Raw genomic sequence first — 25,176 nt, forward strand, 5'->3', positions numbered from 1 at the left:
AGGCTCTTGAAATAAAATCCACGTCGGTCTCTCCGTTATAACGATCAGAAAATTAGCCCGCTATTCTATCACCGGGCTACGCAAGCCAAGCGCGGAATGCGCTTTGTGATCAAGCTGTTAAAGCGTTGCGTAACGCAATTGTAATGTTTCTTGGGCCGATTGCAGATTCATGACCGCACGTTAGCCATCCGGTCAGTCAATTCCGCGTGCGCGATCCTCTTTAAACTGCTTCACGAATGCGTCAAACGCGTGATTTTCGATCGAATCGCGGATTTCCTGCATGAGCTGCAAGTAGTAGTGCAGGTTGTGAATCGTGTTGAGTTGCGAGCCGAGAATTTCGCCCACGCGATGCAAATGGTGCAGATAACCGCGCGTGAAGTTGCGGCAGGTGTAGCAACCGCAGGTTTCATCGAGTGGCTTGAGCGAGTTCTTGTGGGCAGCGTTGCGGATCTTGACGTCGCCGAAACGGGTGAACAGCCAGCCGTTGCGTGCATTGCGGGTCGGCATCACGCAGTCGAACATGTCGACGCCCGACGCCACGCCCGCCACCAGGTCTTCCGGCGTGCCGACGCCCATCAGGTAATGCGGTTTGTCGGCGGGAAGCTTCGGGCCGATGTGTTCCAGCACGCGCATCATGTCTTCCTTCGGTTCGCCGACGGACAACCCGCCGATCGCGAAGCCGTGGAAACCGATGTCGGCGAGTCCGGCCAGCGATTCGTCCCGCAAATCTTCGAACATGCCGCCTTGCACGATGCCGAACAGCGCGTTCGGATTTTCACCTTTGGCGAATTCATCGACGGAACGCTTGGCCCAGCGCATTGACATGCGCATGGAATCGGCTGCGTCCTGGTGCGGCGTGGGCACGTCGTTGGTTGCATACGGCGTGCATTCGTCGAACTGCATCACGATGTCCGAGTTCAGCACCTTCTGGATCTGCATCGAGATTTCCGGCGATAAAAACAGCTTGTCGCCGTTGATGGGCGACGCGAACGTGACGCCATCTTCGGTTATCTTGCGTAGATCGCCGAGTGAAAAGACTTGAAAACCGCCGGAGTCGGTGAGGATCGGGCGATGCCAGTTCATGAACCGATGCAGCCCGCCGTGCGCCGCTATCGTTTCCAGTCCCGGGCGCAGCCAGAGGTGGAACGTATTGCCGAGGATGATCTGGGCGTTCATTTCCTCGAGCTCGCGCGGTGCGACGGCCTTGACCGTTCCGTACGTGCCGACGGGCATGAAGATCGGCGTTTCGACAACGCCGTGGTTCAACGTGACGCGGCCGCGTCGCGCCTGGCCGTCGGTGGTGATCAGTTCGAACTTGAGGCCGTTCTCGGGGCGGACCGGTGTTTCGATCGTATCGGCGGTATTGCTTGCTTCGGTCATTCAAAAGCTCCTGTGCCACCGGAAGCAGCTTTGCATGGGGCCGGAGTAAGGCACTGAAGTGCCAACTCCGGGCCGGCAAGTCCGGCGCAATTGGGTGAGGCGTCCGTGGGTTTTGTCGCGGCCACGATCATACGTGGCCCGTTCAATCATTCTTGCGTTAAGCCCGCTTGCGTTGCAGGCTGTGTTCTTTAAGCCGCCGCCTGCCGCGTGAGCAGCATGGCGTCGCCGTAACTAAAGAATCGATACCGCTCCTCAATCGCATGCGCATATGCCTCGCGGATCGCGTCCATTCCCGCGAATGCTGAGACCAGCATCATCAGCGTGGATTTCGGCAAATGGAAGTTCGTCACGAGCCGGTCGACTACGCGAAACTGGTATCCCGGCGTAATAAAAATGTCCGTCTCGGCGCTGGTTTCCGCGAGCGGCCGGCCAGCTTCGGCGGCGTCGCGGGCGGCGGCTTCGAGCGCTCGCAGCGAAGTCGTGCCGACCGCAATTACGCGATTTCCCCGCGCTTTCGTCGCCGTGATCTTGTCCGCCAGTTCCTGCGGCAGCCGATACCATTCGCTATGCATCTTGTGGTCCGCGAGATTCTCCACGCGCACCGGCTGGAACGTGCCCGCGCCCACGTGCAGCGTCAGCGTTGCGCGCTCCACGCCGCGTGCGTCGAGCGCGGCAAAGAGCGCCGGGTCGAAGTGCAGGCCGGCAGTGGGTGCCGCAACCGCGCCGGGGTTCGCCGCATAGACCGTCTGGTAGCGGGTTTCATCGAAGGAATCGGGATCGTGTTCTATGTACGGCGGCAGCGGCAGGCGGCCATGTTGCTCGATCAGCGTCAGGCAATCGGCGGGGAAATGCAGCGTGTAGAACGGTTCCACGCGTTCACCGACCGTGACCTCGAATGCATCGGCGAGAATCAGTTTCGTGCCCGGCAACGGACTTTTGCTCGCCCGGATCTGCGCGAGCGCGGTCGTCGCGCCGGTCAGCCGCTCGACCAGCACCTCGATACGGCCACCGCTGGCCTTCTGGCCGAGGAATCGCGCCTTCAGAACTTTGGTATCGTTGAACACGAGCAGGTCGCCGGGTTCGAGCAGGTTGGGCAGTTCGGTGAAATGGCGATCGGTAAAAGCGGCCGTCTGTGTGCGGTTATCCACGTCGAGCAAACGGCTCGCGCTGCGCTCGGCGAGCGCCGTTTGCGCGATCAGCTCGGGCGGCAGATTAAAATCGAAGTCGGAAAGCGTGAACATGGGGAAAGCAGGTCGATGCGCGATGAAACGCGCGTTATTTTGGCCAGGCGCTTGGCAAGGCGGCGCGGGTAGGCGCGGGTTCAGTGCGTTAGTGCAGGTTTCGCGGGACGGCGGTCTGATCGACCGTTACGACGGCTTCAAATAGCGTCGCGGCCTTGCGAAAATCCGCCGGGCTGCTTGCAGATCACGCCTCGGAGCGCGCCGGGAAGCCGTTGGTTTCGCGGTTGCGTCCCATACGGTCGATGAGCAGAAACCTGTCGCCGACCGCATGTTCAGGCGCTTTAACGAACCCGCACATGCCGCGCGGCGAGCGGATGATGACTGCATCGCCGTGCCGAACGAAGCCGATATTGTACTTTGAAGAGATTAGATGCCCTTGTCCGACCGCCGTTTGCTCGTTGCTCCCGACGCTGAAGACGCTCCCGATGCAGCCGGTGAACCCGACGCGCCTGTTCAAAAGCGCAAGCGCGGGCGCGCGGCGGGCGCGAAAAAACTCGCGGATCTGGAGATCGCCGCTGACAAGGTCCAGCCGCTAAAACCTGCTGCCGCGCCGCCCAAGCCCGTCGATAAACTCGCCAAGCTCGGCCTGAAATCCGATATTGATCTCGTGCTGCATCTGCCGATGCGTTACGAGGACGAAACCAGCATCACGCCGATCGGCCATCTGATTCCCGGTGACAACACGCAGACTGAAGGCGTGGTGTTCGACAACGAGATTGCGTACCGGCCGCGTCGGCAGTTGCTGGTCAAGATTCACGATGACGCCGGCGACGAACTCACGCTGCGGTTTCTCAATTTCTACGGTTCGCAGGTCAAGCAGATGGGGATCGGCGTGCGCCTGCGGGTTCGCGGCGATGTGCGCGGCGGCTTTTTCGGCATGGAGATGGTGCATCCGGTGGTACGTCCGGTGGATGAAGACACGCCGCTGCCGCAAGCGTTGACGCCGGTGTATCCGAGCACGGCGGGGGTATCGCAGGCGTATTTGCGCAAGGCTATCGACAGCGCGTTGTCGCGGGTTCATCTGCCGGAGTTGCTGCCCGAAAAAATCGCCAGTGCGCATCTGAAGCCGCTGAACGTTCCCGCGTTGCTCGATGCCGTGAAAACCTTGCATCACCCGCACGCCGATTCCGATGAAAACGCGTTGATCGACGGCACGCATCCGGCGTGGACGCGTATCAAGTTCGAGGAATTGCTCGCGCAGCAGTTGTCGCTCAAACGTGCGCACGAGGAGCGCCGCACGCGCGCCGCGCCGGTGATGCCACGGTTACAGGATGTGCCCGAATCGCTGGTTGCACGGTTCATCGGTACGTTGCCGTTCAAGCTGACTGGCGCGCAGGAACGCGTGTGCGCCGAGATATCCGGCGAACTTATGTTGCCGCACCCGATGCAGCGCCTCTTGCAGGGCGATGTAGGCAGCGGCAAGACCATCGTGGCCGCGCTCGCGGCCGCGCAGGCTATTGATGCCGGTTATCAGGCGGCGTTGATGGCGCCGACAGAAATTCTTGCCGAACAGCATGCGCGCAAGCTGCGTGCGTGGCTTGAGCCGTTGGGCGTGACGGTGGCATGGCTTGCCGGCAGTTTGAAGGCGAAGGAAAAACGTGCGGCGCTGGAAGCGGCGGCATCGGGGGCGGCGCAGCTTGTGATCGGTACGCACGCGATCATTCAGGATGCGGTGGAGTTTGCGCGCCTTGGGTTTGTGATTGTCGATGAACAGCATCGGTTTGGTGTGGCCCAGCGGCTTGCGTTGCGGGCCAAGGCGCACAACGCTGCGGATGGCGTGCACAACTTCCAGCCGCATCAGCTGATGATGTCGGCCACGCCGATTCCTCGGACGCTTGCGATGACGTATTACGCGGATCTGGATGTATCGACGATTGATGAATTGCCGCCGGGGCGCACGCCGATCCTGACCAAACTTGTCGCCGATAACCGTCGGGAGGAGGTGATTGCCCGTGTGCGCGAGGCGGCGCTGACGGGGCGGCAAGTGTATTGGGTGTGTCCGCTGATTGAGGAAAGTGAGACGTTGCAATTGCAGACGGCGGTGGAGACGTACGAGACCCTTGTAGCCGCGTTGCCGGAACTGCGCATTGGGCTGGTGCATGGGCGTTTACCGCCGGCGGAAAAGGCTGCCGTCATGGATGCGTTCACGCGTGCCGAGGTCCAGTTGCTGGTCGCGACGACGGTGATTGAAGTGGGGGTGGACGTACCGAATGCGTCGCTGATGGTGATTGAGCATGCGGAGCGCTTTGGTCTGGCGCAACTGCACCAGTTGCGCGGCCGGGTGGGGCGGGGCAGCGCAGCTTCGGTGTGTGTGTTGATGTATGCGGGGCCGTTATCGCAGACGGCGCGTGCTCGTTTGCAGACGATGCGCGAAACCACCGATGGTTTTGAAATTGCGCGTCGCGACCTGGAGATTCGTGGTCCTGGCGAGTTTCTTGGTGCGCGTCAGTCGGGAGCGGCGATGCTACGTTTTGCGAGTCTGGAAAATGATGGCTGGCTGATTGAACCGGCGCGGGCGGCGGCGGACCAGATGCTGTCCCAGTTCCCGGAGGCGGTGACGGACCATCTCGCGCGGTGGCTTGGTGCGCGTGAGCAATATCTAAAAGCGTGAAGAGGGTTTGGGGTTCGCACCGGTCGGGATTCGGCGACGTGGTTCGAGGTGCGTACACATTTGGCGGAAGGTTGTCCGCGGATAGCGCGGGGTGTCCCTTGGGCAGGTTCAATCACTGGTGGCGAAGCGTGTGGGTATCGGTGTTCGGAGAAGGAGGGGTTCACACGTCCTTCGCTCTGGCGAGCACCGTGCTTTTGGGGCACCTATGAATGAAAACTGCACGCTGTGGACACTTAGGGTAGCGTGGTTGAAAGCGCTTTCTTTGCTTCGTTTCTTTGTCGCTTTGGACAAAGAAATGACGTGCCGCCACGCACAGTGGCTAATAGTGATAAAGAGAAAATCCGACTCAGGCAGACCACCAAGGCTGAAAGCACCAACCCGGCATTGACCCCGACCGCTAACCCCGGACCCTAGCAAACCGGCACCCATTCCACCCCACCCGAACCCCACCAAAACATCCCGTCCACCGGTGCGAACGAAAACCCTTTGAAGAACTCCAAACCCCACCGCGGGTTGGCGAATCCCCCCGACGGGTGTATAAGTCAAATCCTATCGATTCAATGACTCTGATTGGCCCCTAATGACCTTAACCGAATTGAAGTACATCGTTGCGGTGGCGCGCGAGCGGCATTTTGGCCGTGCGGCCGAGGCGTGTTTCGTGAGTCAGCCGACCTTGTCGGTAGCAATCAAAAAGCTGGAAGATGAACTGAACGTGCAGATTTTCGAGCGCGGAACCAGCGAAGTCAGCGTCACCCCAATTGGCGAACAGATCGTTACGCAAGCGCAGCGCGTCCTCGAACAAACCCTCGCCATCAAGGAAATCGCGAAGCAGGGCAAGGACCCGCTGGTCGGGCCGCTGCGCCTGGGGGTGATCTACACCATCGGCCCGTATTTGTTGCCCACGCTCGTCAAGCAGATGATCAAGCGCGTCCCGCAGATGCCGCTGATGCTGCAGGAAAACTACACGCTCAAGCTGATCGAACTGCTGAAGCAGGGCGAAATCGACGTCGCCATCATGGCGCTGCCGTTTCCCGAAACCGGCCTGATGGTGCGCGCGTTATTCGATGAACCCTTCGTCGTCGCGATGCCCGCCGGCCATCCGTGGGAAAACCGGCCCAAGATCAATGCCGACGACCTGAAGCTGGAGACCATGCTGCTGCTGGGCAGCGGCCATTGTTTCCGCGATCACGTGCTCGGCGTGTGTCCCGAATTGATGCGTTTTTCGCAGAACGCGGACGGAATCCAGAAGACGTTCGAGGGTTCATCGCTGGAAACCATCCGGCACATGGTCGCCAGCGGCGTTGGCATTACCGTGCTGCCGCGGATGTCGGTGATGGAAGTGAAACCGCATGCGGGCGGCGTGGATGCCGGTTTGCTGAGCTACGTCCCTTTCAATGACCCAGTTCCGGACCGGCGCGTCGTGCTGGCGTGGCGCAAGAGCTTCACGCGGATGCCGGCTATCGAAGCTATTTGCGATGCAATCGCTGCCTGCAATATTCCGGGCGTTACGCGGCTAGAGTTGCCCGCCGCCGTCAATTAACGGCCTCATCGCCGCTTTTTAGGTCCAACCGTGCCTCTCGGGGCGCGGATTCCAGCCCCATTCCCCGTTCTTCGAAGCCCGGCATCGTTGAAATTTGCTCGGCCTATCGCATAGATAAAATTAATTGAATTCGATATTCGAATAGTCTTTGCTATTCTTAGCTTCATGGATCGACCCCGATTCACCAAAACAAACCGGAGGAAGCCATGACGCTGATTGCCCGCCAGGCCACGCAATTCACTGCGACTTTTCGCGAAGCCAAAGGCGTTCTGGTGGACGTGCTAGCCAGTTTCGCTCGCACTTGCTGAACTCCCCGACATAACGTTTCGTCCCAGACAAATTTCACGGAGCAATCGATGACCAATCGCATCCTCACCAGTGCAGCAGGCGCGCCAGTCGGCGATAACCAGAACTCGATGACCGCTGGTCCGCGCGGTCCGATCGCGCTGCAGGATTTCTGGCTGCTTGAGAAGCTCGCGCATTTCGACCGCGAAGTGATTCCTGAGCGCCGTGTGCACGCCAAGGGGTCGGGCGCGTTCGGCACGCTCAAGGTCACGCACGACATTTCCCGCTTCACGAAAGCCAAGGTGTTCGCGGAAGTCGGCAAGCAAACGCCGTTGTTCATGCGCTTTTCGACGGTTGCCGGCGAACGCGGCGCGGCTGACGCCGAGCGCGACGTGCGTGGTTTCTCGATCAAGTTCTACACGGAAGAAGGTAACTGGGACGTCGTTGGAAACAACACGCCAGTGTTTTTCATCCGCGATCCGCTGAAATTCCCTGACTTCATCCATACGCAAAAGCGTGACCCGTACACCAATATGCGCAGCAACGTGGCGGCGTGGGACTTTTGGTCGCGGCATCCGGAGTCGTTGCATCAGGTCACCATCCTGATGAGCGATCGTGGGATTCCGAAGAGCTACAGGCAGATGCATGGTTTCGGCTCACACACTTATTCGTTTATCAACGCGAACAACGAGCGCTTCTATGTGAAGTTCCACTTCAAGTCGCAGCAGCCGCTCGAGAATTTCACCGATGCCGAAGCCTCAGCGGTAGTGGGTAGCGACCGGGAAAGCGCGCAGCGCGATCTGGTCGACAACATCGATCAAGGCAATTTCCCGAAGTGGAATTTCCGCATTCAGGTGATGACGGAAGCTGAAGCGGCAACGTACCGCATGAATCCGTTCGATATCACGAAGGTCTGGCCGCACAAGGATTTCCCGCTGATCGACGTCGGCACGATCGAGTTGAATCGCAATGCGGGCAATTATTTTGCGGACGTCGAACAAGCGGCGTTTTCGCCGGCGAACGTGGTGCCGGGTATTGGCTTCTCGCCGGACCGCTTGTTGCAAGGGCGTTTGTTCTCGTACGGCGATGCGCATCGGTATCGGCTTGGCATCAATCACCATCAGATTCCGGTGAATGCGCCGAAGGCCGCTGTGCAGAATTCGTTTCATCGCGATGGCGCCATGCGTACCGACGGCAACAGCGGCGGCCGCGTGAACTACGAGCCGAACCGCTTCGGCGACTTCGCGCAGGACCCGAGCGTGAACGAGCCGGCGTTGGCGGCGGGCGCCGTGGAACGCTACGACCATCGTGAAGACACGGATTACTACAGCCAGCCAGGCGCGTTGTTCCGTCTCTTCGACGACGCGCAAAAGCAGCGCTTCTTCGGCAACATCGCACGGCACATTTTCGGCGTGCCGAACGAGATCGTCGCGGTGCAGGTCGAGCACTTCCGGCGTGCCGATCCGGCCTGTGCGGCGGGTGTTGTCGCGGCGCTGGCGGCGTTGGGCCAGAAGGTTGAAACGGTCGACGCGGACGCCGAAGCCGCAGTGAAGTAAGCAGGGCGGGACGCGCTTCCAGAATATGCGTCCCACTCTGATTTGACATGCTGAACTCAAGGAGAACGACGATGACACAAGCGATCATGACACTCGAACGGGCGGTGAGCGGTATCGAGGCGAAGAGTCTCAATGCGTCGCGCGGCGTACGGCTCGCGATCGGTTTTGGCATCGTTGCGGCGAGTTACGCGGCGGTGATTATCGAAGGATTGCATGGCGTTGGTTTCGCCGGATTGTCCTGAAGACGCGTCGTATTGACGCGCCCGATACCCCTTGTGGCCCGCCTCCATGGCGGGTCGCAGCGCGCTTCTAAGATAAACTGACGAACGCTCGGCGGCCACGGAGCAGCTTCACCCGGGCTCGCCCGCACCGTTCGTATCACTCTCACGGAGTCACTATGGCGAAGAAAATCGCATCACCGGCTGTGAATATCGGTATCAGCGACAAAGATCGCAAGAAGATCGCCGATGGCTTGTCGCATCTATTGGCCGATACCTACACGCTGTATCTGAAGACCCATAATTTTCACTGGAACGTCACGGGGCCGATGTTCAATACGCTCCACCTGATGTTCGAGGGGCAATACACGGAACTGGCGCTGGCGGTGGACTCCATCGCTGAACGCATTCGCGCGCTGGGAGTGTACGCGCCGGGTAGCTATCGCGAATTCGCGAAGCTGTCGTCCATTCCCGAAGCCGATGGCATTCCGGCAGCCGAAGAGATGATTCGCCAATTGGTGGAAGGTCAGGAAGCGGTCGTGCGCACCGCGCGTGCGATTTTCCCGCTGACCGATAGCGCCAACGACGAACCCACCGCCGATCTGTTGACTCAGCGCATGCAGATTCACGAGAAGACTGCGTGGATGTTGCGCGCGATGCTGGGGCAGTAAGGGTTTGAGTAGATCGTCACGGATTAAGCGTGGCGGATGTAATGGATGTAATGGAAGAAGCCTCGCGTTCAGTAGAAAGCGGGGCTTTTTGGGTTTTTGGGGTTTCTCGTCAATGCGCGGGCTGTAGATCATCCTACGGGTTGAGCATCGCTCAGTCCGCGAGAACCGGCGCGAAGCCAGGACCGCTGAGTCGACGTGTAAAGGTGGTCGAGGTTCCACCCTCTCGAATGGGCGGCCAAGCAACGGCCCCGGCGGTTTCCGTGTCTGGCTGGCCGCTGTCAACGTCGCAGGTCGGGCCGTTCACGTTGACTACGATGGAAACGAGCAGTGAATCTCTGCTGCCTTAAAATACCGTCATCGCCATTTGCCGCCGCCCGGTTCCCATGTTCGCTCGCCTCCCGCTCTATCTTCGTCTTGTCCGCATGGACAAGCCTATCGGCAGCTTGCTGTTGCTGTGGCCGACGCTCAACGCGTTGTGGATTGCATCGAACGGTCATCCGTCGCCGATCCTCCTGCTGATCTTCGTGCTCGGCACGCTGCTCATGCGCTCGGCGGGTTGCGCGATCAACGACTACGCCGACCGCGACTTCGATAAACACGTCAAGCGCACCGAAAACCGGCCGATCACGTCCGGCAAGATTGCTGCATGGGAAGCGGTGGCGTTGGCGGTGGCGTTATCGTTGATCGCGTTCCTGCTGATCCTGCCGCTTAATACGCTGACGAAAGAACTCTCGGTGTTCGCGCTTTTCGTTGCGGGGAGTTATCCGTTCACCAAGCGGTTTTTCGCGATTCCTCAGGCGTATCTGGGTATCGCGTTCGGCTTTGGCATTCCAATGGCTTTTGCCGCCATCCAGGACCACGTGCCCGCGCTCGCGTGGATCATGCTGGCGGCGAACGTGTTCTGGTCCGTTGCCTACGACACCGAATACGCAATGGTCGATCGCGACGATGACATCAAGATCGGCATCCGCACATCGGCGCTGACGTTCGGACGCTTCGATGTCCTTGCGATCATGCTTTGCTATGCCGTAACGCTCGCGATCTACGTGTGGATCGGCTTGGCGCTGGGGTTCGGCGCGTTGTACTGGGTCGGCTGGACAGCGGCGGTGGCGTGCGCGATCTATCACTACACCCTCATCAAGAACCGCGAACGCATGCCGTGCTTCGCCGCGTTCAAACATAACAACTGGCTTGGCGGCGTTCTGTTCGCCGGGATTGCGGCGCATTACGCGTTCATGCGGTAAGGCCTCGCATCTTCTTCACGCCGAACTCGCTCGTATTTTCCACCGGGCGTTCTACGGCACCTATTCGCTGAGTTCGCTTCGTCGGCGTGACAACCGTTTGCTTGCGCAGCGCTGGCGTATCGATCTGCTTGCGCACTGGCTTGCTTGCATCGATCTCATTCACGTTCGGTTGTATTTGGGATTTATCCGATATTTCGACGTGTCACTGCGCCTCAGAATCGTTTCGCAAATCGAAACGTTAAACGATATTAAAACGAAAATCGATTTTGTGGAGCGCGAGCCGCGCCGTTTGTCGGGCGCGGCCGCGTTAATTGTCAGCGCACAGAGGTAATAAAAAAACATGTCGCAAGTCCCCAACAGCAATCAAACCCTCGTCAACGCAATCAGCGACCCGATCACGCTGCCGCCGGCGCCTTATAACCTCGGCCTGGCCGAGCACACGCCCGATGGCATCGAGAATTTCGTTTCCGGCGAAACGACGAGCGACGCGACCCCTGTTCTCGCGTTCATCTCGATCGTGGGCGACACCTACTCGCTCTACGACAATGGCGTGCTAGTCGGCACGCAAGTCCCCACCGGGATTAATACGGGCTGGGCCTTGCCGACGCTGTCGGATGGCGTGCATAACCTGACCCTGACGTACGTCACCCCCGACGGGGTCACGAGCGCGCCATTGAACGTCAGTTTCACCGTCGATACGTCGGTGCCCGCAGCACCCGTCATCACGAGCGTGGTCGATACAGCCGGTCCGCTCGCTGGCAACGTGGCGCCGGGCGGCCTTTCGACCGATGGCCAACCTGCTATCAACGGTACCGGCCATAAGGGCGACACGATCAGCGTCTACGACAATACGACGCTGCTCGGCACGACAACCGTCGGTCAAGACGGACAGTGGCACTTTCAGCCGGCAGCGCCGTTGTCGAACGGCGCCCACAACTTGAACGCGACTGAAACGGGTCTTACGGGGACGAGCGTAGCTTCGGCTAGCTATCCGTTGAGCGTTACCTACATCATGATCACCGGGGTTCATGACGCGAATAACCAGCCTGTTTCCGACGGCGGCACGGCAAACGGTGCATTGACCATTACCGGTTGGATTTCCGATCCAAGCATCGCGGCCAATGGAGTTACCCTCGACGTTAAAGGCGGAAGTCTGAGTCAATGGAACCGAATGGTGGACCTTCCGCTTGTCGTCACCGGCAACACGTTCACCGTCACTCTGTCGAAGGACACGTTCACGGGCCTTCAAAACCCGAGTTATCTCGGCAGCGGGACCTTCTCGTTTGGGGTCGAAGCGTCTGGAAGCATGGGTCATGTCATGACAATGACGGATCCCAGACTGACCTACACTGTCACCGACAATTTCGACGCCACGGCCCAAAGCGTCGCTGCGACGCACGTCGATACCTCGCTGGCGGTGAATGACACCGCGGTGCTCGCCGCTCAGTCGCCCGCTGCCCTTCATGCTGTTGTTGGGGACCACGACACATTCAAGGGGGGTGCGGAGAACACCACGGTTGACCTGAATGCAGATCCCGCATCCTATTTCACCCAAGCCGCAGCGCATATCCAGGGGGGCGCCGGTGGTATCGACACGCTTCATCTGACTGGCGATCATCAGGTTCTGGAGCTCACGTCGCTAACCGGTCACACGGCGGCGGCGAAGGTTTCCGGCATTGAAGCGATCGATCTTGGCGGTGCACACAACGCACTCAAACTGTCGCTGGTCGATGTCCTCAACCTTGGAGAGACGGATCTGTTCCAGAAGGACGGCAAGCAGCAAATGTTGGTCAGCGGTTCGAACGGCGACTCGGTCGATTTGTCGAATTCCCACGTTGCGGGCGTGACCGATGGTCTTTGGCAGCAGGAAGGAACGACACAAGTAAGTGGCGTGACTTACAACATATACGAGCACTCAGGCGCTCATGTGGAGCTGCTGGTCCAGCAAAGCGTGCAAGTTTCGTTGCACGCCTGACGTTAATTCGTAGCGCAAGGCGAGCCGTTCGCCGCTGATTCGAAGAACGGCTTGCAGGCCGAAAAAATGCCGTTGCGGAGCAGTTCCGCAACGGCATTTTTGTTGTGCATCCGACCCGGAAATGTCAGCTTTTCAAGCCTTCCCCAACTCCTCGCCCATTGCCTTCGCCCTTGCATCCGCCGCCAACGCGCCGCGGACGATTGCGTCCTTAACGCCCTGTGCATCGAAGGAAGCCAAGGCCGCCGCTGTCGTGCCGCCTTTCGATGTCACCCGTTCCCGCAACACGCTCGCCGGTTCACCCGATTGCGCCGCCAATTGCGCCGCGCCGGTAAACGTAGCCACCGCTAGCGCACGCCCTTGCTCCTCGTCCATGCCAAGTTGGCGCGCCGCTTCCTGCATCGCTTCGATGAAATAGAACACGTACGCCGGACCGCTGCCCGAAATGGCGGTGACGGCATCGATCTTCGCTTCGTCGTCGAACCAGACGATTTCACCTACCGCTTCCAGTACCTTCGATGCCAGCGTTTTCGCTGCACTATCGACACCCGGCAGCGCAGCCAATCCCGTCACGCCCATGCCGATCAGCGCCGGCGTATTCGGCATGGTGCGCACGATTTGCGTATAACCGCCGAGCCAGCGCGACAAATCGGCGGCACGAATGCCAGCCGCAATACTGATCACCAGTTGCTTCGATAACACCGGCTGCAGCGCCGTGGCTACGTCCCTGAGCACTTGCGGTTTGACGGCAAGCAGGATGGCGTCGTAGTCCGCCAGCTTCGAATCGACCGCCGCGCCCGTCGCAATACCGAACTGCTTTTCAACGCGTTGCCGCGCCTCCTCGCCAGGATCGACGACATACAGATCCGCAGCCGCAACGCCGCGCTTGATCAAACCGCCAATAAGCGCGGATGCCATGTTGCCGCCACCGATAAACGCAATTTTCATGATGAAGTTGACGTGGTCGAGAAGAGTTAATGAGAGTAATCACGCGTGCCGAAGATAGCCGTGCCGATACGAACAATGGTCGCGCCTTCGAGAACGGCGGCTTCAAGATCCGCTGACATCCCCATGGAAAGCGTGTCGAGTTCAAGGCCGTCCGCGCGCAATGTGTCCATGAGCTCACGCAGAAGCCGATGCGGCTCGCGTTGTTCATCGAGTGTGCTGGCCGGTTCGGGAATGGACATCAAACCGCGCAACCGTAGATGAGGAAGCGCGGCAACCGCACGCGCGAGCGCCAGCGTTTCGTCTGGTGTTACACCACTTTTCGACGCCTCTCCGCTCACGTTCACCTGCAGACAGACGTTAAGCGCGGCCATATTGTCGCCGCGCTGGTCAGACAAACGCTCGGCAATCTTGAGCCGATCGACCGAATGCACCCAGTCAAAATTCTCGGCGACTACTTTCGTCTTGTTCGATTGCAACGGTCCGATGAAATGCCACTCGATCTCGCCGCGCAACTCCGCCAGCTCAGCAATTTTCGCGACCGCTTCCTGCACGTAGTTTTCGCCGAACGCACGCTGTCCTGCGTCGAAAGCCGCGCGAACATCTTCTGCAGGAAAGGTCTTCGATACCGCGAGCAACGTGACCGCTGACGCGTCGCGCGAAGCATCAGCCGCCGCTTTCGCGATGCGCTGACGGACTTCGTCGAGGTGACGGGCTACATGAGAGGAGGACATGGAATCGGACGCCGCAAGGTGAGTAAGCAGAGGTCCGATTATACGGATGCGGTGCGCCGAAACAGCCGGCGCCCGCCAGCGTTAGCCATACAGCAGATGTTCGACCAGTTGAATCCAGTGCACGACGGGCGTGGACGTGCCGCTCTGCAAATGCGCGATACAACCCACATTCGCCGACACGATCATCTGCGGCTCGAGCTTTTCGAGCTTGTCCAGTTTCTGGTCGCGCAACGCGTAGGAGAGCTTCGGCTGCAGCACCGAATACGTTCCGGCCGAGCCGCAGCACAGATGGTTATCGGCGGGAAGATGCACTTCTATGCCCAGCGCCGTCAGCAAGTTCTCCACGTGGCCGCGAATCTGCTGGCCGTGCTGCAGCGTGCACGGTGGATGAAACGCGACGGTATGCACGGCGCGACGCCTGACCATGGCCGTCAGTTCGTCTTCGTACTGCGGCAGGATTTCCGCGAGGTCGCGCGTCAGCTCCACAATCCGCGCCGCCTTCTCCGCGTAGACCGGATCATTGCGCAGCAAATGCGCGTATTCCTTGACCGTCGCGCCGCAACCGGACGCGTTCATCACGATCGCCTCCACGCCGTTTTCCACATACGGCCACCACGCGTCGATATTGTTGCGCACGTCGTCCAGCGCTTCATCGTTATAGCCGAGATGCAGGCGGATCGCGCCACAGCAACCGGCGTCCGGCGCGCTCAGGATCTGAATGCCCAACGCATCGAACACCCGTGCAGTTGCTATGTTGACGTTCGGCATCATGGCGGGCTGGACGCAGCCGGCGAGCATCAGCATCTTGCGCGCATGCGTGCCGGTCGGCGGTTCGAGCGGCCGTTGCGCAACCGGAATCTTGGTCCGCAAGGCTTTGGGCAACAGCGGCCGGAATTGCTGGCCGAGTTTCATCGCGGGCGTGAAAAGCTTGCTGTTCGGCAGGAAGTTGGCGAGCAGTTTGCGTTGGACGCGCTGGCCAAACGGCCGCTCCACTTTTTCTTCCACCACCTTCCGGCCAATCTCCACCAGCCGTCCATATTGCACGCCCGATGGGCACGTGGTCTCGCAATTGCGGCACGTGAGGCAGCGGTCCAGATGCAGTTGCGTGCTGCGTGTCACGGGCGCGCCTTCCAGCATCTGCTTGATCAGATAGATTCGGCCACGCGGGCCGTCGAGTTCATCGCCCAGTATCTGGTAGGTCGGGCACGTCGCCGTGCAGAATCCGCAATGCACGCACTTGCGCAGGATAGCCTCGGCTTCTTCGCCATCGGCGGTATCGCGCATGAAGTCGGCGAGGTTGGTTTGCATTGCGTGTGTCTTCAGTTCAGAAGTCGGGGTAGAGGCGGCCGCGATTGAAAATGCTCGCGGGATCGAATGCAGCTTTCAGGCCACGATGAATCTTCATCAGCGGGGCGGGCAAGGGCGTGAAGACACCCGCTTTGCGATCGTACGCCGCGCTCGAACGGAAGATGGTCGCGTGGCCACCGGCCTGCTTGGCGCTGATACGCACGGTTTGCGGATCGGCGTCGGTGATCCACCAGCGTTGCGCGCCGCCCCATTCCATCAGGTGCGGACCGGGGAGATGCATCGGCTCGGCAATCGATGGCAGCGACAGCCGCCACAAAGCGCACTTCGGCGGCAGCACGGCGAAGAACGGATCGGTTTGTTCGCGCAAACCGTGCCAGAAACGCTCGGCTTCCACGGCGTCCACCACTTCTCCGCCCAACGATGTCCGCGCCGCTTTCACTGCCGCTTCCGCGCCGCCCAGGCGCAACGCGAGCGTGTGGCCGCGCCACGCACTGCCGGTCAACGGCAACGGATGGCCGCTCCATTCGTTAAGTTTGCGCACGGCGTCCGTGTCGTTCATCTCGAACTTGAGCGTGGCTTCGGCGACGGGTTTCGGCAGCACTTTCACCGATACCTCCAGGATCATCCCCAGCGTACCGAGAGAACCGGCAAGCAGCCGCGAGACGTCGTAGCCCGCCACGTTCTTCACTACCTGACCGCCGAAATGCAGCACGTGGCCTTGGCCGTTCATCACCACGGCGCCGAGCACGAAGTCGCGCGCCGCGCCGGTCGCCGCGCGCCGAGGGCCGGCGAGTCCGGCTGCAATACAGCCGCCGATCGTAGCGTTTGGTCCGAAGTGCGGCGGCTCGAACGGCAGCATCTGGCCGCATTCGTCCAGCCGCGCTTCGATCTCGCTGAGCGGCGTGCCGGCCTTCGCGGTGATCACGAGTTCGGCCGGGTCATATTCGATAATCCCGCGATGCGCCCGCGTATCGACTATCTCGCCTTGCAGCGTCTGGCCGTACCAATCCTTCGTGCCGCCGCCGCGAATCCTTAGCGGGGTGTTGCTCGCCGTCGCGGCGCGCACGCGCTCCGACCAGCTCGCGACAATGTCTTCCTCTGTCATGGTGTCCCGCGTTTTATGGCTCTTGGGTCAGTGTATCGGCGTGTTCCCGCGCGGCCACTCGTATAAACGTGGATACCGTCCGGGCTCGAACGCCTGCAATCACCGCCGATGCTTCAAAGGGACATTTATCTACACGCAATGTTTGGAAGCGTCGCCTAAAAGCGTGGAATCTCGGGATGCGGCAGCAAGCCGCCGCGAATATGCATTTTCCCGTACTCGGCGCAACGCGCGCGCGTCGGGATGCCTTTGTCGGGATTAAGCAGGCCGGGGGGATCGAAGGCACGTTTTATCGCGTGAAACGTATCGCGTTCTTCGGGGGAAAACTGGACGCACATGGAGTTGATCTTTTCGATACCCACGCCATGCTCGCCCGTCACCGTGCCGCCCAGTTCCACGCAGGTTTCCAGGATGTCAGAACCGAATGCCTCGGCCCGGTGCCATTCGTCCAGATCGTTGCCGTTGAACAGGATCAGCGGATGCATGTTGCCGTCGCCGGCATGGAACACGTTCATGCAACGCAGTGCGTACTTTTTTTCCATCTCTTCAATACGCGCCAGCAGCGGCCCGATCTGGCGGCGCGGCACGGTGCCGTCCATGCAGTAATAATCAGGCGAGATACGGCCGGCAGCCGGAAACGCGTTCTTGCGGCCGGACCAGAACTTCAGCCGTTCGGCCTCCGAGCGCGAAATCTGGATGCGATTCGCGCCGAATTCGCGCAGCACGGCCGTCATCCGCACGATTTCCTCCATGACTTCGTCTTGTGTGCCGTCCGATTCGCACAGCAGGATCGCCTTCGCGTCGAGGTCGTAACCCGCTTTCACGAACTCCTCCACGGCGCGTGTCGCGGGTTTATCCATCATCTCGAGCCCGGCGGGGATGATGCCGGCCGCGATGATCGCCGCGACCGCGTTGCCGCCCTTGATGACGTCGTCGAAGCTGGCCATGATCACCTGGGCCGTTTGGGGCTTCGGGATCAGCTTGACGGTGATCTCGGTGACGATGGCGAACATGCCTTCGCTGCCGATCAGCACCGCCAGCAGGTCGAGCCCAGGCGCGTCGAGACCGAGCGAACCGAATTCGAGGATGTCGCCTTCCATCGATACCGCGCGTACCCGCATCACGTTGTGACACGTCAGGCCATACTTGAGGCAGTGGACCCCGCCGGAGTTCTCGCTGACATTGCCGCCGATCGTGCATGCAATCTGCGATGACGGATCGGGCGCGTAATAGAGCCCAAAGGGAGCCGCGGCTTCGGATATGGCGAGATTGCGCACGCCCGGCTGGACCGTTGCGGTACGCGCATACGGGTCGACCTCTACGATCTTGCGAAAGCGCGCAAGCGATACCACGATGCCATGCCGGATCGGCATGGCGCCGCCCGACAAACCTGTGCCCGCGCCACGCGGGACGATAGGCACATCGAGCCGCGCGCAGATCTGCACGACGCGCTGAACCTGCGCTTCGGTTTCGGGCAGCGCGACGGCAAGCGGCAGCCGCCTGTACGCCGCGAGTCCGTCGCATTCATAAGCGGCCGTGTCTTCCTCGCGATACAGCAGGCAATGCGTTGGCAGCACGGCCATCAATGCCTGGACCACTTCGCGCTGACGCTGCGCCAGCACTTCAGGCGTCAGCTCGGCGGGTGCGTTCATGTTCCCTCCCGGCGGTGTGTGTGCTCTGGAGCATTCCAAAAAGCAGAGCGTTGATCTTGCACCTGCGCGTGCCTTCCGTCGATCGGGCTAATTACGGGGACGGAGCATGTTTTTGCGCCGGCGCGTTGTTCGCGCCGGACCTGCAGCACAGCCCGACCCGCGTTCCATCAAGCGTCGTACGAGAAAATCTTGCCCGGGTTCATCAGGTTTTTCGGGTCGAGCGCGTGTTTGATCGAGCGCATCACGCTGATTGCGTCCTCGCCATGTTCCTCGATCATGAAACCCATCTTGTGCAGCCCCACGCCGTGCTCGCCGGTACACGTTCCGCCCATGCGCAGCGCGCGCTCCACAATGCGGCGGTTGATCCGCTCGGCCTCTTCGAATTCTTCGGGCTTGGCCGGATCGAGCAGCATGGCGACGTGAAAATTGCCGTCGCCGACATGGCCGACGATCGGGCAGGGCAGCGTGCTCGCCTTCAGGTCCTGCTCCGTTTCGATCACGCATTCGGCGAGCCGTGAGATTGGTACGCAGACGTCGGTTGTGACAGCGCGACAGCCGGGCTTCAGTTGCAGCATCGCGAAATAGGCGTTGTGACGCGCATTCCACAGGCGGCTGCGGTCTTCCGGCCGTGTTGCCCATTCGAAATCGGTGCCATTATTTTGCGCAACGATCTCCTGCACCGTTTCCGCCTGCTCCTTCACGCTGCTTTCGGTGCCGTGGAATTCGAAGAACAACATGGGCGATTCGCGGAAAGTGAGGTTCGAATGCCGGTTGATCGCGCGCACGGCGAGCGAATCCAGGAACTCGACGCGCGCTACGGGCACGCCCATCTGAATGGTTTCGATGGTGGCGCGCACGGCGTCGCCCATCGACGGAAATGCGCACACCGCCGCCGATACCGCTTCCGGCTGCGGATAAAGCCGCACGGTGATCTCGACGATCACACCGAGCGTGCCTTCCGAGCCCACGAACAAGCGCGTGAGGTCGTACCCGGCCGACGATTTGCGCGCGCGCGTGCCGGTCTTGATGACGCGGCCATCGGCTAACACGACGGTGAGGCCAAGCACGTTTTCGCGCATCGTGCCGTAACGCACGGCGTTCGTACCCGACGCACGCGTAGCCGACATCCCGCCAATGCTCGCATCCGCGCCGGGATCGATCGGAAAAAACAACCCGGTGTCCTTCAGCGCTTCGTTCAACTGCTTGCGCGAAATTCCCGGCTGGACGGTGACCGTCAGGTCTTCGGCGTCAATCGACAACACCTGGTTCAAGCCCGACATATCGATCGATACACCGCCCTGAACCGCCAGCAAATGCCCTTCCAGCGATGATCCGTTGCCGTACGGAATGACCGGGACATTGTGTTCGGCGCACAGCCGGACCACCGTCTGGACCTCTTCCGTGCTGGTCACGAAAACGACGGCGTCGGGCAGTTGCGGATCGAACGGCGATTCGTCGCGGCCATGGTGTTCGCGGACTGCGGTGGTGGTGGAAACGCGTTCGGCGAACGCGGCCTTCAGCGCGTCGAGCAGGGCGGCGGGGAAGGTGCGGCGGACGGCGAGCGGGGGGACGGGGTGGTTCACGGCATGTCTCCGGACATCGGTGTGATGGGATGTTGGGATGCACGACATTTCGCATCGAAATGCGGGAATCGTGCGTTTTATCTACTCATTTTACGCCGATAGGCTAGATCGAGCCGGGCTCGGGGCAATGCTCCCGCGTTGCCTATAATGAGCGCGGGCGCTGACTGGCGTTCCGGGTTACCTGGAGAACATCATGGGCAATCGCCTGAGCAAGATATCGACGCGCACCGGTGACGACGGCACGACCGGCCTCGGCGACGGCAGCCGCGTGCAGAAGGACGACGCGCGGATCACGGCGATCGGCGATGTCGATGAACTGAATTCGCAGCTTGGCGTGCTGCTGTGCGAGCCGCTGCCGGACGACGTGCGCGCCGCGTTGTCGGCCATCCAGCACGATCTCTTCGATCTCGGCGGTGAGCTCTGCATTCCCGGCCATTCGATGATCGAGAAGTCGCATCTTGCTCGTATCGATGAATGGATTGCGGAGTACAACGCGACTTTGCCGCCGCTCAAGGAATTCATCCTGCCGGGTGGATCGCGGGCGGCGTCGCTTGCGCATGTCGGGCGGACGGTTTGCCGGCGCGCGGAGCGATCGATTGTTGCGCTCGGCCGGGTGGACAAGATCAACGCGGCGCCGCGGCAGTACGTGAATCGGCTGTCCGATTTGCTGTTCGTGCTGGCGCGGGTGTTGAATCGCGTGGATGGCGGAACCGACGTGTTGTGGAATCACGAACGCAAGGTCTAAGGTAGGGCGTGGCCGGCACCGATTGCTCTGCCGGCGCCACAATCAGCATCGTCTTATATCGCTGCGACAAAACGCGCGGATGTCTGGCTCCTTTAAAGATGTATTATAAATACATCTTTAAAGGAGCCCATGAATGACAGCCTTGACCGCCGACCAGATTGCCCGTGTAAAAGCCACCGCTCCCGTGCTCGCCGAACATGGCGTGACTATCACCAAACACTTCTACAAGCGGATGTTCGCCCATCATCCCGAGTTGAAAAACGTGTTCAACCAGGCGCATCAGCAAAGCGCCAGTCAGCCACAGGCGTTGGCGCGAGCGGTGTACGCGTATGCCGCGAACATCGATAACCTCGGCGCGCTCGGTTCGGCTGTCACGCATATCGCCCACAAGCACGTGAGCCTGAATATCCGGCCGGAGCAATATCCGATCGTCGGTGAAAATCTGCTGGCCGCCATATCCGAAGTCCTGGGTGATGCCGTCGATGAACCCACGCTCAACGCCTGGCGCGCCGCTTACGCGCAACTCGCGGAGATCTTGATCGGGGCAGAAAAGGGTCTCTATGCCCAAGCCGCGTGGAGCGGTTTCCGGCCGTTTGTGGTGTTTCGACGCGAACAGGAAAGCGACGAGATCACGTCGTTTTATTTGAAGCCATCCGATGGCGGTCCGGTCTGTCATTTCGAGCCGGGTCAGTACGTCAGCGTGAAGCGGTTCGTGAAGGAGATCGGCGTTGACCAGCCGCGTCAATACACGCTCTCCGATGCCCCGAACGGTCAGTGGCTACGTATTTCGGTGAAGCGCGAGCGGGCCCAGGATAAGCCGCCTGGATACATTTCCAATCTCATGCACGACGGGATGGACGTCGGCGGGATTGTTGAGGTCAGCGCACCGATGGGCGAGTTCACGCTCGACGTAGCCAAGACGACGCCCGTTGTATTGATCAGCGGCGGCGTAGGTATTACGCCGATGGTGTCGATGCTCGCTTCGCTCGCCGCTCAGGACAGCACGCGGCAGATATCGTTTGTTCACGCGTGCCGCAATGGCCGCACGCACGCATTCGGCCGCTGGCTGGACGCGATTGTTGCAAAACATCCGAACGTGTCGCGTAGCGTGTTCTATGAAAACACTCATGCCGATGACCGCCCGGGAACGGATTTCGACTTCGCGGGGCGGCTGGATTTCGCCCACATAGCCGATAAAACCCTGCTCCCCGACGCCGATTATTATTTGTGCGGCCCTGTGCCCTTCATGCGCGCGCAGCAGGATGCGTTGATAGCGGCGGGGGTATCGAAGTCACGGGTGCGTACCGAGATCTACGGTTCCGGCGAGATGGCGTAGGGCGTTTGCGTTTGAAGGAAAGGCCGCCGGATTGGCGGCCTTTTTTTAACCCGCGCTCAGGCCAATCAGTTCCCATTCCCCCGCGCCACGCGCCGCTGCTTCACGGCGTCCGCCAGCCCTTCCAGCACGTTCAGGCTGTCTTCCCAACCGATACACGCATCGGTGACGCTTTGCCCGTACGTCAGCTCGCAGCCTTCCTTCAGATCCTGCCGTCCCGCGACCAGATTCGACTCCACCATCACGCCGATGATCCGCTCGTCGCCGCCCGCAATCTGCCGGCCGATATCGGCGCAAACCGGGATCTGGTTCTCATGCTTCTTCGAACTGTTCGCGTGGCTCGCATCGATCATCAGGCGCGCGGCAAGCCCGGCCTTGCTGATGTCGTTGCATGCAGCGTTCACGCTTTCCGCGTCGTAGTTCGGCGTTTTGCCGCCGCGCAGGATGATGTGGCAGTCCTCGTTGCCAGCCGTCGATACGATGGCCGAATGGCCACCCTTCGTCACCGACAGGAAATGGTGCGGCTGCGACGCTGCCTTGATGGCGTCAACCGCAATCTTCACGTTGCCGTCCGTGCCGTTCTTGAAACCGACCGGGCACGACAATCCCGACGCCAGCTCGCGATGCACTTGCGATTCCGTTGTCCGCGCACCGATCGCACCCCACGAGATCAGGTCGGCGATGTACTGCGGGCTTATCATGTCGAGGTATTCAGTGCCTGCCGGCAGGCCCAGTTCGTTGATTCGCAGCAGTAATTCGCGCGCGGTCCGCAGGCCGTCGTTGATCTTGAAGCTGTTATCCATGTACGGGTCGTTGATCAACCCTTTCCAGCCGACCGTCGTACGCGGCTTTTCGAAATACACCCGCATCACGATTTCCAGCTCGCCCGCAAAGCGCTTGCGCTCCTCGACGAGACGGCCCGCATATTCCCGAGCCGCTTTGGTGTCGTGGATCGAGCACGGTCCGACGATCACGATCAGGCGATCTTCCATGCCGTGCAGGATGCGATGCATCGACTGACGCGAGTTGTAGATCAGGTTCGAAACCGGCTCGGCGCAGGCGAACTCACGGATCAGGTGAGCAGGGGGCGTGAGTTCTTTCAATTCGCGAATTCGGACATCGTCGGTGTTGTGCGGGGGCATGCTGGTTCTCCAGGAACGCGTTTTTGATGCTGTGTTCGTTTGTCGATACGTCCGACAGATCAGGGACAGTGCAAAAAGTCGTCAAAAAAGTGGGCATAAAAAAAACCGCCAGGCTGCGCTGGCGGTTTTTCGGGAAACTTGGGTTCTACACAAACGACTCACCCCTCTCGATCCGCCAGCGGCTTGAGATGCCAAAAAAAGTAAAAATAAAACTTGGCGGACATGATGGTTTGGGTCGTTGGGTAAAAATTGAACGTCTGGCTTTATAACCTTAAACACGCGCGGTTGGCAAGTTGTCAGCTGCCAAAATGCGGATATTCCGCACTGTAGCACTGATTTTCGCACTAAACGTGAGCGTTTCATGCGGATTTCCCGCGTAGTGCGCTCGAAAGCTTCACGAAGCGCGGCGCGGGAAAGTCACGGACCAAAAGGCTAAGCGTTCAAACCGTGCCGCCCACTGTCATTTTTTCGATTCGCAAGGTTGGCTGACCCACGCCCACCGGCACGCTCTGGCCTTCCTTGCCGCACACGCCCACGCCGCCGTCGAGCGCCATGTCGTTGCCGATCATGGTTACGTACTTGAGCGATTCCGGGCCGCTGCCGATCAGCGTTGCACCCTTCACCGGGTACGTGATCTTGCCGTTCTCGATCATGTACGCCTCGGACGCGGAGAACACGAACTTGCCGTTGGTGATGTCGACCTGACCGCCGCCGAAATTCACCGCATACAAGCCGTTTTTCACCGATGCCAGGATTTCAGCCGGATCCTTGTCGCCGTTGAGCATGTACGTGTTGGTCATGCGCGGCATGGGCAGGGCGGCATAAGACTCGCGCCGGGCGTTGCCCGTCACCGGCATCTTCATCAAACGTGCATTCAGCGAATCCTGAATGTAGCCCTTGAGAATGCCGTCCTCGATCAAGGTCGTGCACTGCGTAGGATTGCCTTCGTCGTCGATATTCAACGAACCGCGCCGGTTCGGCAGCGTGCCGTCGTCGACAACCGTCACGCCCTTCGCCGCCACCCGTTCACCGATACGTCCCGCAAACGCCGACGACCCCTTGCGGTTGAAATCGCCTTCCAGCCCATGGCCGATGGCTTCGTGCAGCAGCACGCCGGGCCAGCCCGGTCCGAGTACGACGGTCATTGCACCGGCAGGAGCAGGACGCGCGTCGAGATTAACGAGCGCCGCGTGCACGGCTTGATCGACGTAGTGGGACAGGATCTCGTCGGTGAAATAGGCGTAGTCGTAACGTCCGCCGCCGCCGCCGCTGCCCATTTCGCGACGTCCGTCCTTTTCAGCGATTACCGTCACGGACACGCGCACCAGCGGCCGGATGTCCGCGGCCAGCGCGCCGTCGCTGCGTGCGACCAGCACGACGTCATATTCACCCGCGAGACCCGCCATGACCTGGACGATGCGCGGATCGCGGCCACGCGCCATCTTCTCCACGCGTTCGAGCAACTTCACCTTTGCGGTGGCGTCGAGCGACGTGAGCGGATCGGACGGGAGATACAGGTCGCGGCCGAACACGCCGGTCAGCGAACTGGCCGACTTGATCTTGTGCTTGCCGCCGCCGGCCTTCGCAATCGCGCGCGTGGCGACCGCCGCCTGACGAATGGATTCCGCCGACAAGTCGTCCGAATACGCAAACGCCGTCCGGTCACCCGACACGGCGCGCACGCCCACACCTTGATCAATGCTGAAGCTGCCCGATTTGACGATGCCTTCTTCCAGGCTCCACGCTTCGCTGCGTGTGGACTGGAAATAGAGATCCGCGTAGTCCACGCGGTGCGTGAAGATCTCGGCCAGCGTGCGCGTAATCGTGGATTCGTCGAGGCCGTAGGGCGTCAACAGGATCTCTTTCGCGGTGGCAAGATTTCGGATGCCGGGTTCGATGATGTTCATTCGTTGC

General features: G+C 60.5%; 20 protein-coding genes. 10 read left to right on the top strand and 10 right to left on the bottom strand.

Features of this window, described 5'->3' with window-relative positions; translation table 11 throughout:
• Window positions 1–192 precede the first annotated feature (192 nt).
• Both tgt and queA read right to left on the bottom strand, forming a co-directional pair.
• Window positions 193–1,380: a tRNA guanosine(34) transglycosylase Tgt gene (gene tgt / locus HB376_RS22430; RefSeq protein ID WP_213765864.1), complete on the bottom strand. Its 1,188-nt coding sequence runs from the start codon at window positions 1,378–1,380 to the stop codon at window positions 193–195.
• A 188-nt stretch (window positions 1,381–1,568) separates the two neighbouring features.
• Entirely contained in the window at window positions 1,569–2,621 is a 1,053-nt protein-coding gene (gene queA / locus HB376_RS22435; protein WP_213765865.1) for a tRNA preQ1(34) S-adenosylmethionine ribosyltransferase-isomerase QueA, read from the bottom strand.
• A 370-nt stretch (window positions 2,622–2,991) separates the two neighbouring features.
• Here queA and recG point away from each other — a divergent pair, with 370 nt between their 5' ends.
• The 7 genes from recG (at window position 2,992) to HB376_RS41165 (ending at window position 12,721) form a co-directional block, all read left to right on the top strand.
• Complete coding sequence (recG, locus tag HB376_RS22440) at window positions 2,992–5,232, top strand: ATP-dependent DNA helicase RecG (protein WP_213765866.1); 2,241 nt, start codon at window positions 2,992–2,994, stop codon at window positions 5,230–5,232.
• 580 nt (window positions 5,233–5,812) lie between these two features.
• A complete protein-coding gene (locus HB376_RS22445; RefSeq protein WP_213765867.1) occupies window positions 5,813–6,772 on the top strand; it encodes a hydrogen peroxide-inducible genes activator in 960 nt (319 codons plus the stop codon).
• 356 nt (window positions 6,773–7,128) lie between these two features.
• Window positions 7,129–8,613, top strand: a complete 1,485-nt coding sequence (locus HB376_RS22450) for a catalase (RefSeq protein WP_213765868.1) — start codon at window positions 7,129–7,131, stop codon at window positions 8,611–8,613.
• Window positions 8,614–8,684: 71 nt separating this feature from the next.
• Window positions 8,685–8,855, top strand: coding sequence for a hypothetical protein (locus HB376_RS22455; protein ID WP_165086332.1), 171 nt, complete (start codon window positions 8,685–8,687; stop codon window positions 8,853–8,855).
• Window positions 8,856–9,010: 155 nt separating this feature from the next.
• On the top strand, window positions 9,011–9,502 hold the full coding sequence (locus HB376_RS22460) for a Dps family protein (protein WP_213765869.1): 492 nt from the start codon (window positions 9,011–9,013) through the stop codon (window positions 9,500–9,502).
• A gap of 383 nt (window positions 9,503–9,885) precedes the next feature.
• Window positions 9,886–10,746, top strand: coding sequence for a 4-hydroxybenzoate octaprenyltransferase (ubiA, locus tag HB376_RS22465; protein ID WP_213765870.1), 861 nt, complete (start codon window positions 9,886–9,888; stop codon window positions 10,744–10,746).
• A 340-nt stretch (window positions 10,747–11,086) separates the two neighbouring features.
• On the top strand, window positions 11,087–12,721 hold the full coding sequence (locus HB376_RS41165) for an Ig-like domain-containing protein (RefSeq protein WP_255631500.1): 1,635 nt from the start codon (window positions 11,087–11,089) through the stop codon (window positions 12,719–12,721).
• 132 nt (window positions 12,722–12,853) lie between these two features.
• Here the strand turns inward: HB376_RS41165 and proC are convergent, their stop codons facing one another.
• The 6 genes from proC to HB376_RS22500 all read right to left on the bottom strand — a co-directional run bounded on the left by proC (window position 12,854) and on the right by HB376_RS22500 (window position 20,042).
• Window positions 12,854–13,666 (bottom strand): pyrroline-5-carboxylate reductase, encoded by an 813-nt coding sequence (gene proC / locus HB376_RS22475; protein WP_213765871.1) that lies wholly within the window; start codon window positions 13,664–13,666, stop codon window positions 12,854–12,856.
• Between the two features lie 26 nt (window positions 13,667–13,692).
• Entirely contained in the window at window positions 13,693–14,397 is a 705-nt protein-coding gene (locus HB376_RS22480) for a YggS family pyridoxal phosphate-dependent enzyme (protein ID WP_213765872.1), read from the bottom strand.
• A gap of 81 nt (window positions 14,398–14,478) precedes the next feature.
• Window positions 14,479–15,705 carry a glycolate oxidase subunit GlcF gene (glcF, locus tag HB376_RS22485; RefSeq protein ID WP_213765873.1) on the bottom strand — a complete coding sequence of 409 codons (1,227 nt, stop codon included), beginning with the start codon at window positions 15,703–15,705 and terminating at the stop codon, window positions 14,479–14,481.
• Window positions 15,706–15,721: 16 nt separating this feature from the next.
• A complete protein-coding gene (gene glcE, locus HB376_RS22490) occupies window positions 15,722–16,810 on the bottom strand; it encodes a glycolate oxidase subunit GlcE (RefSeq protein ID WP_213765874.1) in 1,089 nt (362 codons plus the stop codon).
• A 155-nt stretch (window positions 16,811–16,965) separates the two neighbouring features.
• Window positions 16,966–18,459 carry an FAD-linked oxidase C-terminal domain-containing protein gene (locus HB376_RS22495; protein WP_213765875.1) on the bottom strand — a complete coding sequence of 498 codons (1,494 nt, stop codon included), beginning with the start codon at window positions 18,457–18,459 and terminating at the stop codon, window positions 16,966–16,968.
• 167 nt (window positions 18,460–18,626) lie between these two features.
• Window positions 18,627–20,042, bottom strand: a complete 1,416-nt coding sequence (locus HB376_RS22500; RefSeq protein ID WP_213765876.1) for an FAD-linked oxidase C-terminal domain-containing protein — start codon at window positions 20,040–20,042, stop codon at window positions 18,627–18,629.
• Window positions 20,043–20,235: 193 nt separating this feature from the next.
• Between HB376_RS22500 and HB376_RS22505 the strand changes: the two genes are divergently transcribed.
• Both HB376_RS22505 and hmpA read left to right on the top strand, forming a co-directional pair.
• On the top strand, window positions 20,236–20,787 hold the full coding sequence (locus tag HB376_RS22505; protein WP_213765877.1) for a cob(I)yrinic acid a,c-diamide adenosyltransferase: 552 nt from the start codon (window positions 20,236–20,238) through the stop codon (window positions 20,785–20,787).
• Between the two features lie 133 nt (window positions 20,788–20,920).
• The gene (hmpA, locus tag HB376_RS22510) at window positions 20,921–22,123 is read left to right on the top strand and encodes an NO-inducible flavohemoprotein (protein WP_213765878.1); all 1,203 of its coding nucleotides are present in this window, start codon (window positions 20,921–20,923) and stop codon (window positions 22,121–22,123) included.
• Between the two features lie 65 nt (window positions 22,124–22,188).
• On the opposite strand, the gene aroG is transcribed toward hmpA, so the two are convergent.
• Window positions 22,189–23,262 carry a 3-deoxy-7-phosphoheptulonate synthase AroG gene (gene aroG, locus HB376_RS22515; RefSeq protein ID WP_213765879.1) on the bottom strand — a complete coding sequence of 358 codons (1,074 nt, stop codon included), beginning with the start codon at window positions 23,260–23,262 and terminating at the stop codon, window positions 22,189–22,191.
• 68 nt (window positions 23,263–23,330) lie between these two features.
• Between aroG and HB376_RS22520 the strand changes: the two genes are divergently transcribed.
• On the top strand, window positions 23,331–23,531 hold the full coding sequence (locus tag HB376_RS22520; RefSeq protein WP_255631504.1) for a hypothetical protein: 201 nt from the start codon (window positions 23,331–23,333) through the stop codon (window positions 23,529–23,531).
• Between the two features lie 171 nt (window positions 23,532–23,702).
• Here the strand turns inward: HB376_RS22520 and tldD are convergent, their stop codons facing one another.
• A complete protein-coding gene (gene tldD / locus HB376_RS22525) occupies window positions 23,703–25,169 on the bottom strand; it encodes a metalloprotease TldD (RefSeq protein WP_213765880.1) in 1,467 nt (488 codons plus the stop codon).
• Between the last annotated feature and the right edge of the window lie 7 nt (window positions 25,170–25,176).

The organism is Caballeronia sp. dw_19, from assembly GCF_018449515.1.
Taxonomy (GTDB): domain Bacteria; phylum Pseudomonadota; class Gammaproteobacteria; order Burkholderiales; family Burkholderiaceae; genus Caballeronia.

Excerpts from the sequence above, each read along its gene's own strand:
- tgt (WP_213765864.1), bottom strand. The coding sequence starts at position 1,380 with ATGACCGAAGCAAGCAATACCGCCGATACGATCGAAACACCGGTCCGC.
- queA (WP_213765865.1), bottom strand. The coding sequence starts at position 2,621 with ATGTTCACGCTTTCCGACTTCGATTTTAATCTGCCGCCCGAGCTGATC.
- recG (WP_213765866.1), top strand. The coding sequence starts at position 2,992 with ATGCCCTTGTCCGACCGCCGTTTGCTCGTTGCTCCCGACGCTGAAGAC.
- HB376_RS22445 (WP_213765867.1), top strand. The coding sequence starts at position 5,813 with ATGACCTTAACCGAATTGAAGTACATCGTTGCGGTGGCGCGCGAGCGG.
- HB376_RS22450 (WP_213765868.1), top strand. The coding sequence starts at position 7,129 with ATGACCAATCGCATCCTCACCAGTGCAGCAGGCGCGCCAGTCGGCGAT.
- HB376_RS22455 (WP_165086332.1), top strand. The coding sequence starts at position 8,685 with ATGACACAAGCGATCATGACACTCGAACGGGCGGTGAGCGGTATCGAG.
- HB376_RS22460 (WP_213765869.1), top strand. The coding sequence starts at position 9,011 with ATGGCGAAGAAAATCGCATCACCGGCTGTGAATATCGGTATCAGCGAC.
- ubiA (WP_213765870.1), top strand. The coding sequence starts at position 9,886 with ATGTTCGCTCGCCTCCCGCTCTATCTTCGTCTTGTCCGCATGGACAAG.
- HB376_RS41165 (WP_255631500.1), top strand. The coding sequence starts at position 11,087 with ATGTCGCAAGTCCCCAACAGCAATCAAACCCTCGTCAACGCAATCAGC.
- proC (WP_213765871.1), bottom strand. The coding sequence starts at position 13,666 with ATGAAAATTGCGTTTATCGGTGGCGGCAACATGGCATCCGCGCTTATT.
- HB376_RS22480 (WP_213765872.1), bottom strand. The coding sequence starts at position 14,397 with ATGTCCTCCTCTCATGTAGCCCGTCACCTCGACGAAGTCCGTCAGCGC.
- glcF (WP_213765873.1), bottom strand. The coding sequence starts at position 15,705 with ATGCAAACCAACCTCGCCGACTTCATGCGCGATACCGCCGATGGCGAA.
- glcE (WP_213765874.1), bottom strand. The coding sequence starts at position 16,810 with ATGACAGAGGAAGACATTGTCGCGAGCTGGTCGGAGCGCGTGCGCGCC.
- HB376_RS22495 (WP_213765875.1), bottom strand. The coding sequence starts at position 18,459 with ATGAACGCACCCGCCGAGCTGACGCCTGAAGTGCTGGCGCAGCGTCAG.
- HB376_RS22505 (WP_213765877.1), top strand. The coding sequence starts at position 20,236 with ATGGGCAATCGCCTGAGCAAGATATCGACGCGCACCGGTGACGACGGC.
- hmpA (WP_213765878.1), top strand. The coding sequence starts at position 20,921 with ATGACAGCCTTGACCGCCGACCAGATTGCCCGTGTAAAAGCCACCGCT.
- aroG (WP_213765879.1), bottom strand. The coding sequence starts at position 23,262 with ATGCCCCCGCACAACACCGACGATGTCCGAATTCGCGAATTGAAAGAA.
- tldD (WP_213765880.1), bottom strand. The coding sequence starts at position 25,169 with ATGAACATCATCGAACCCGGCATCCGAAATCTTGCCACCGCGAAAGAG.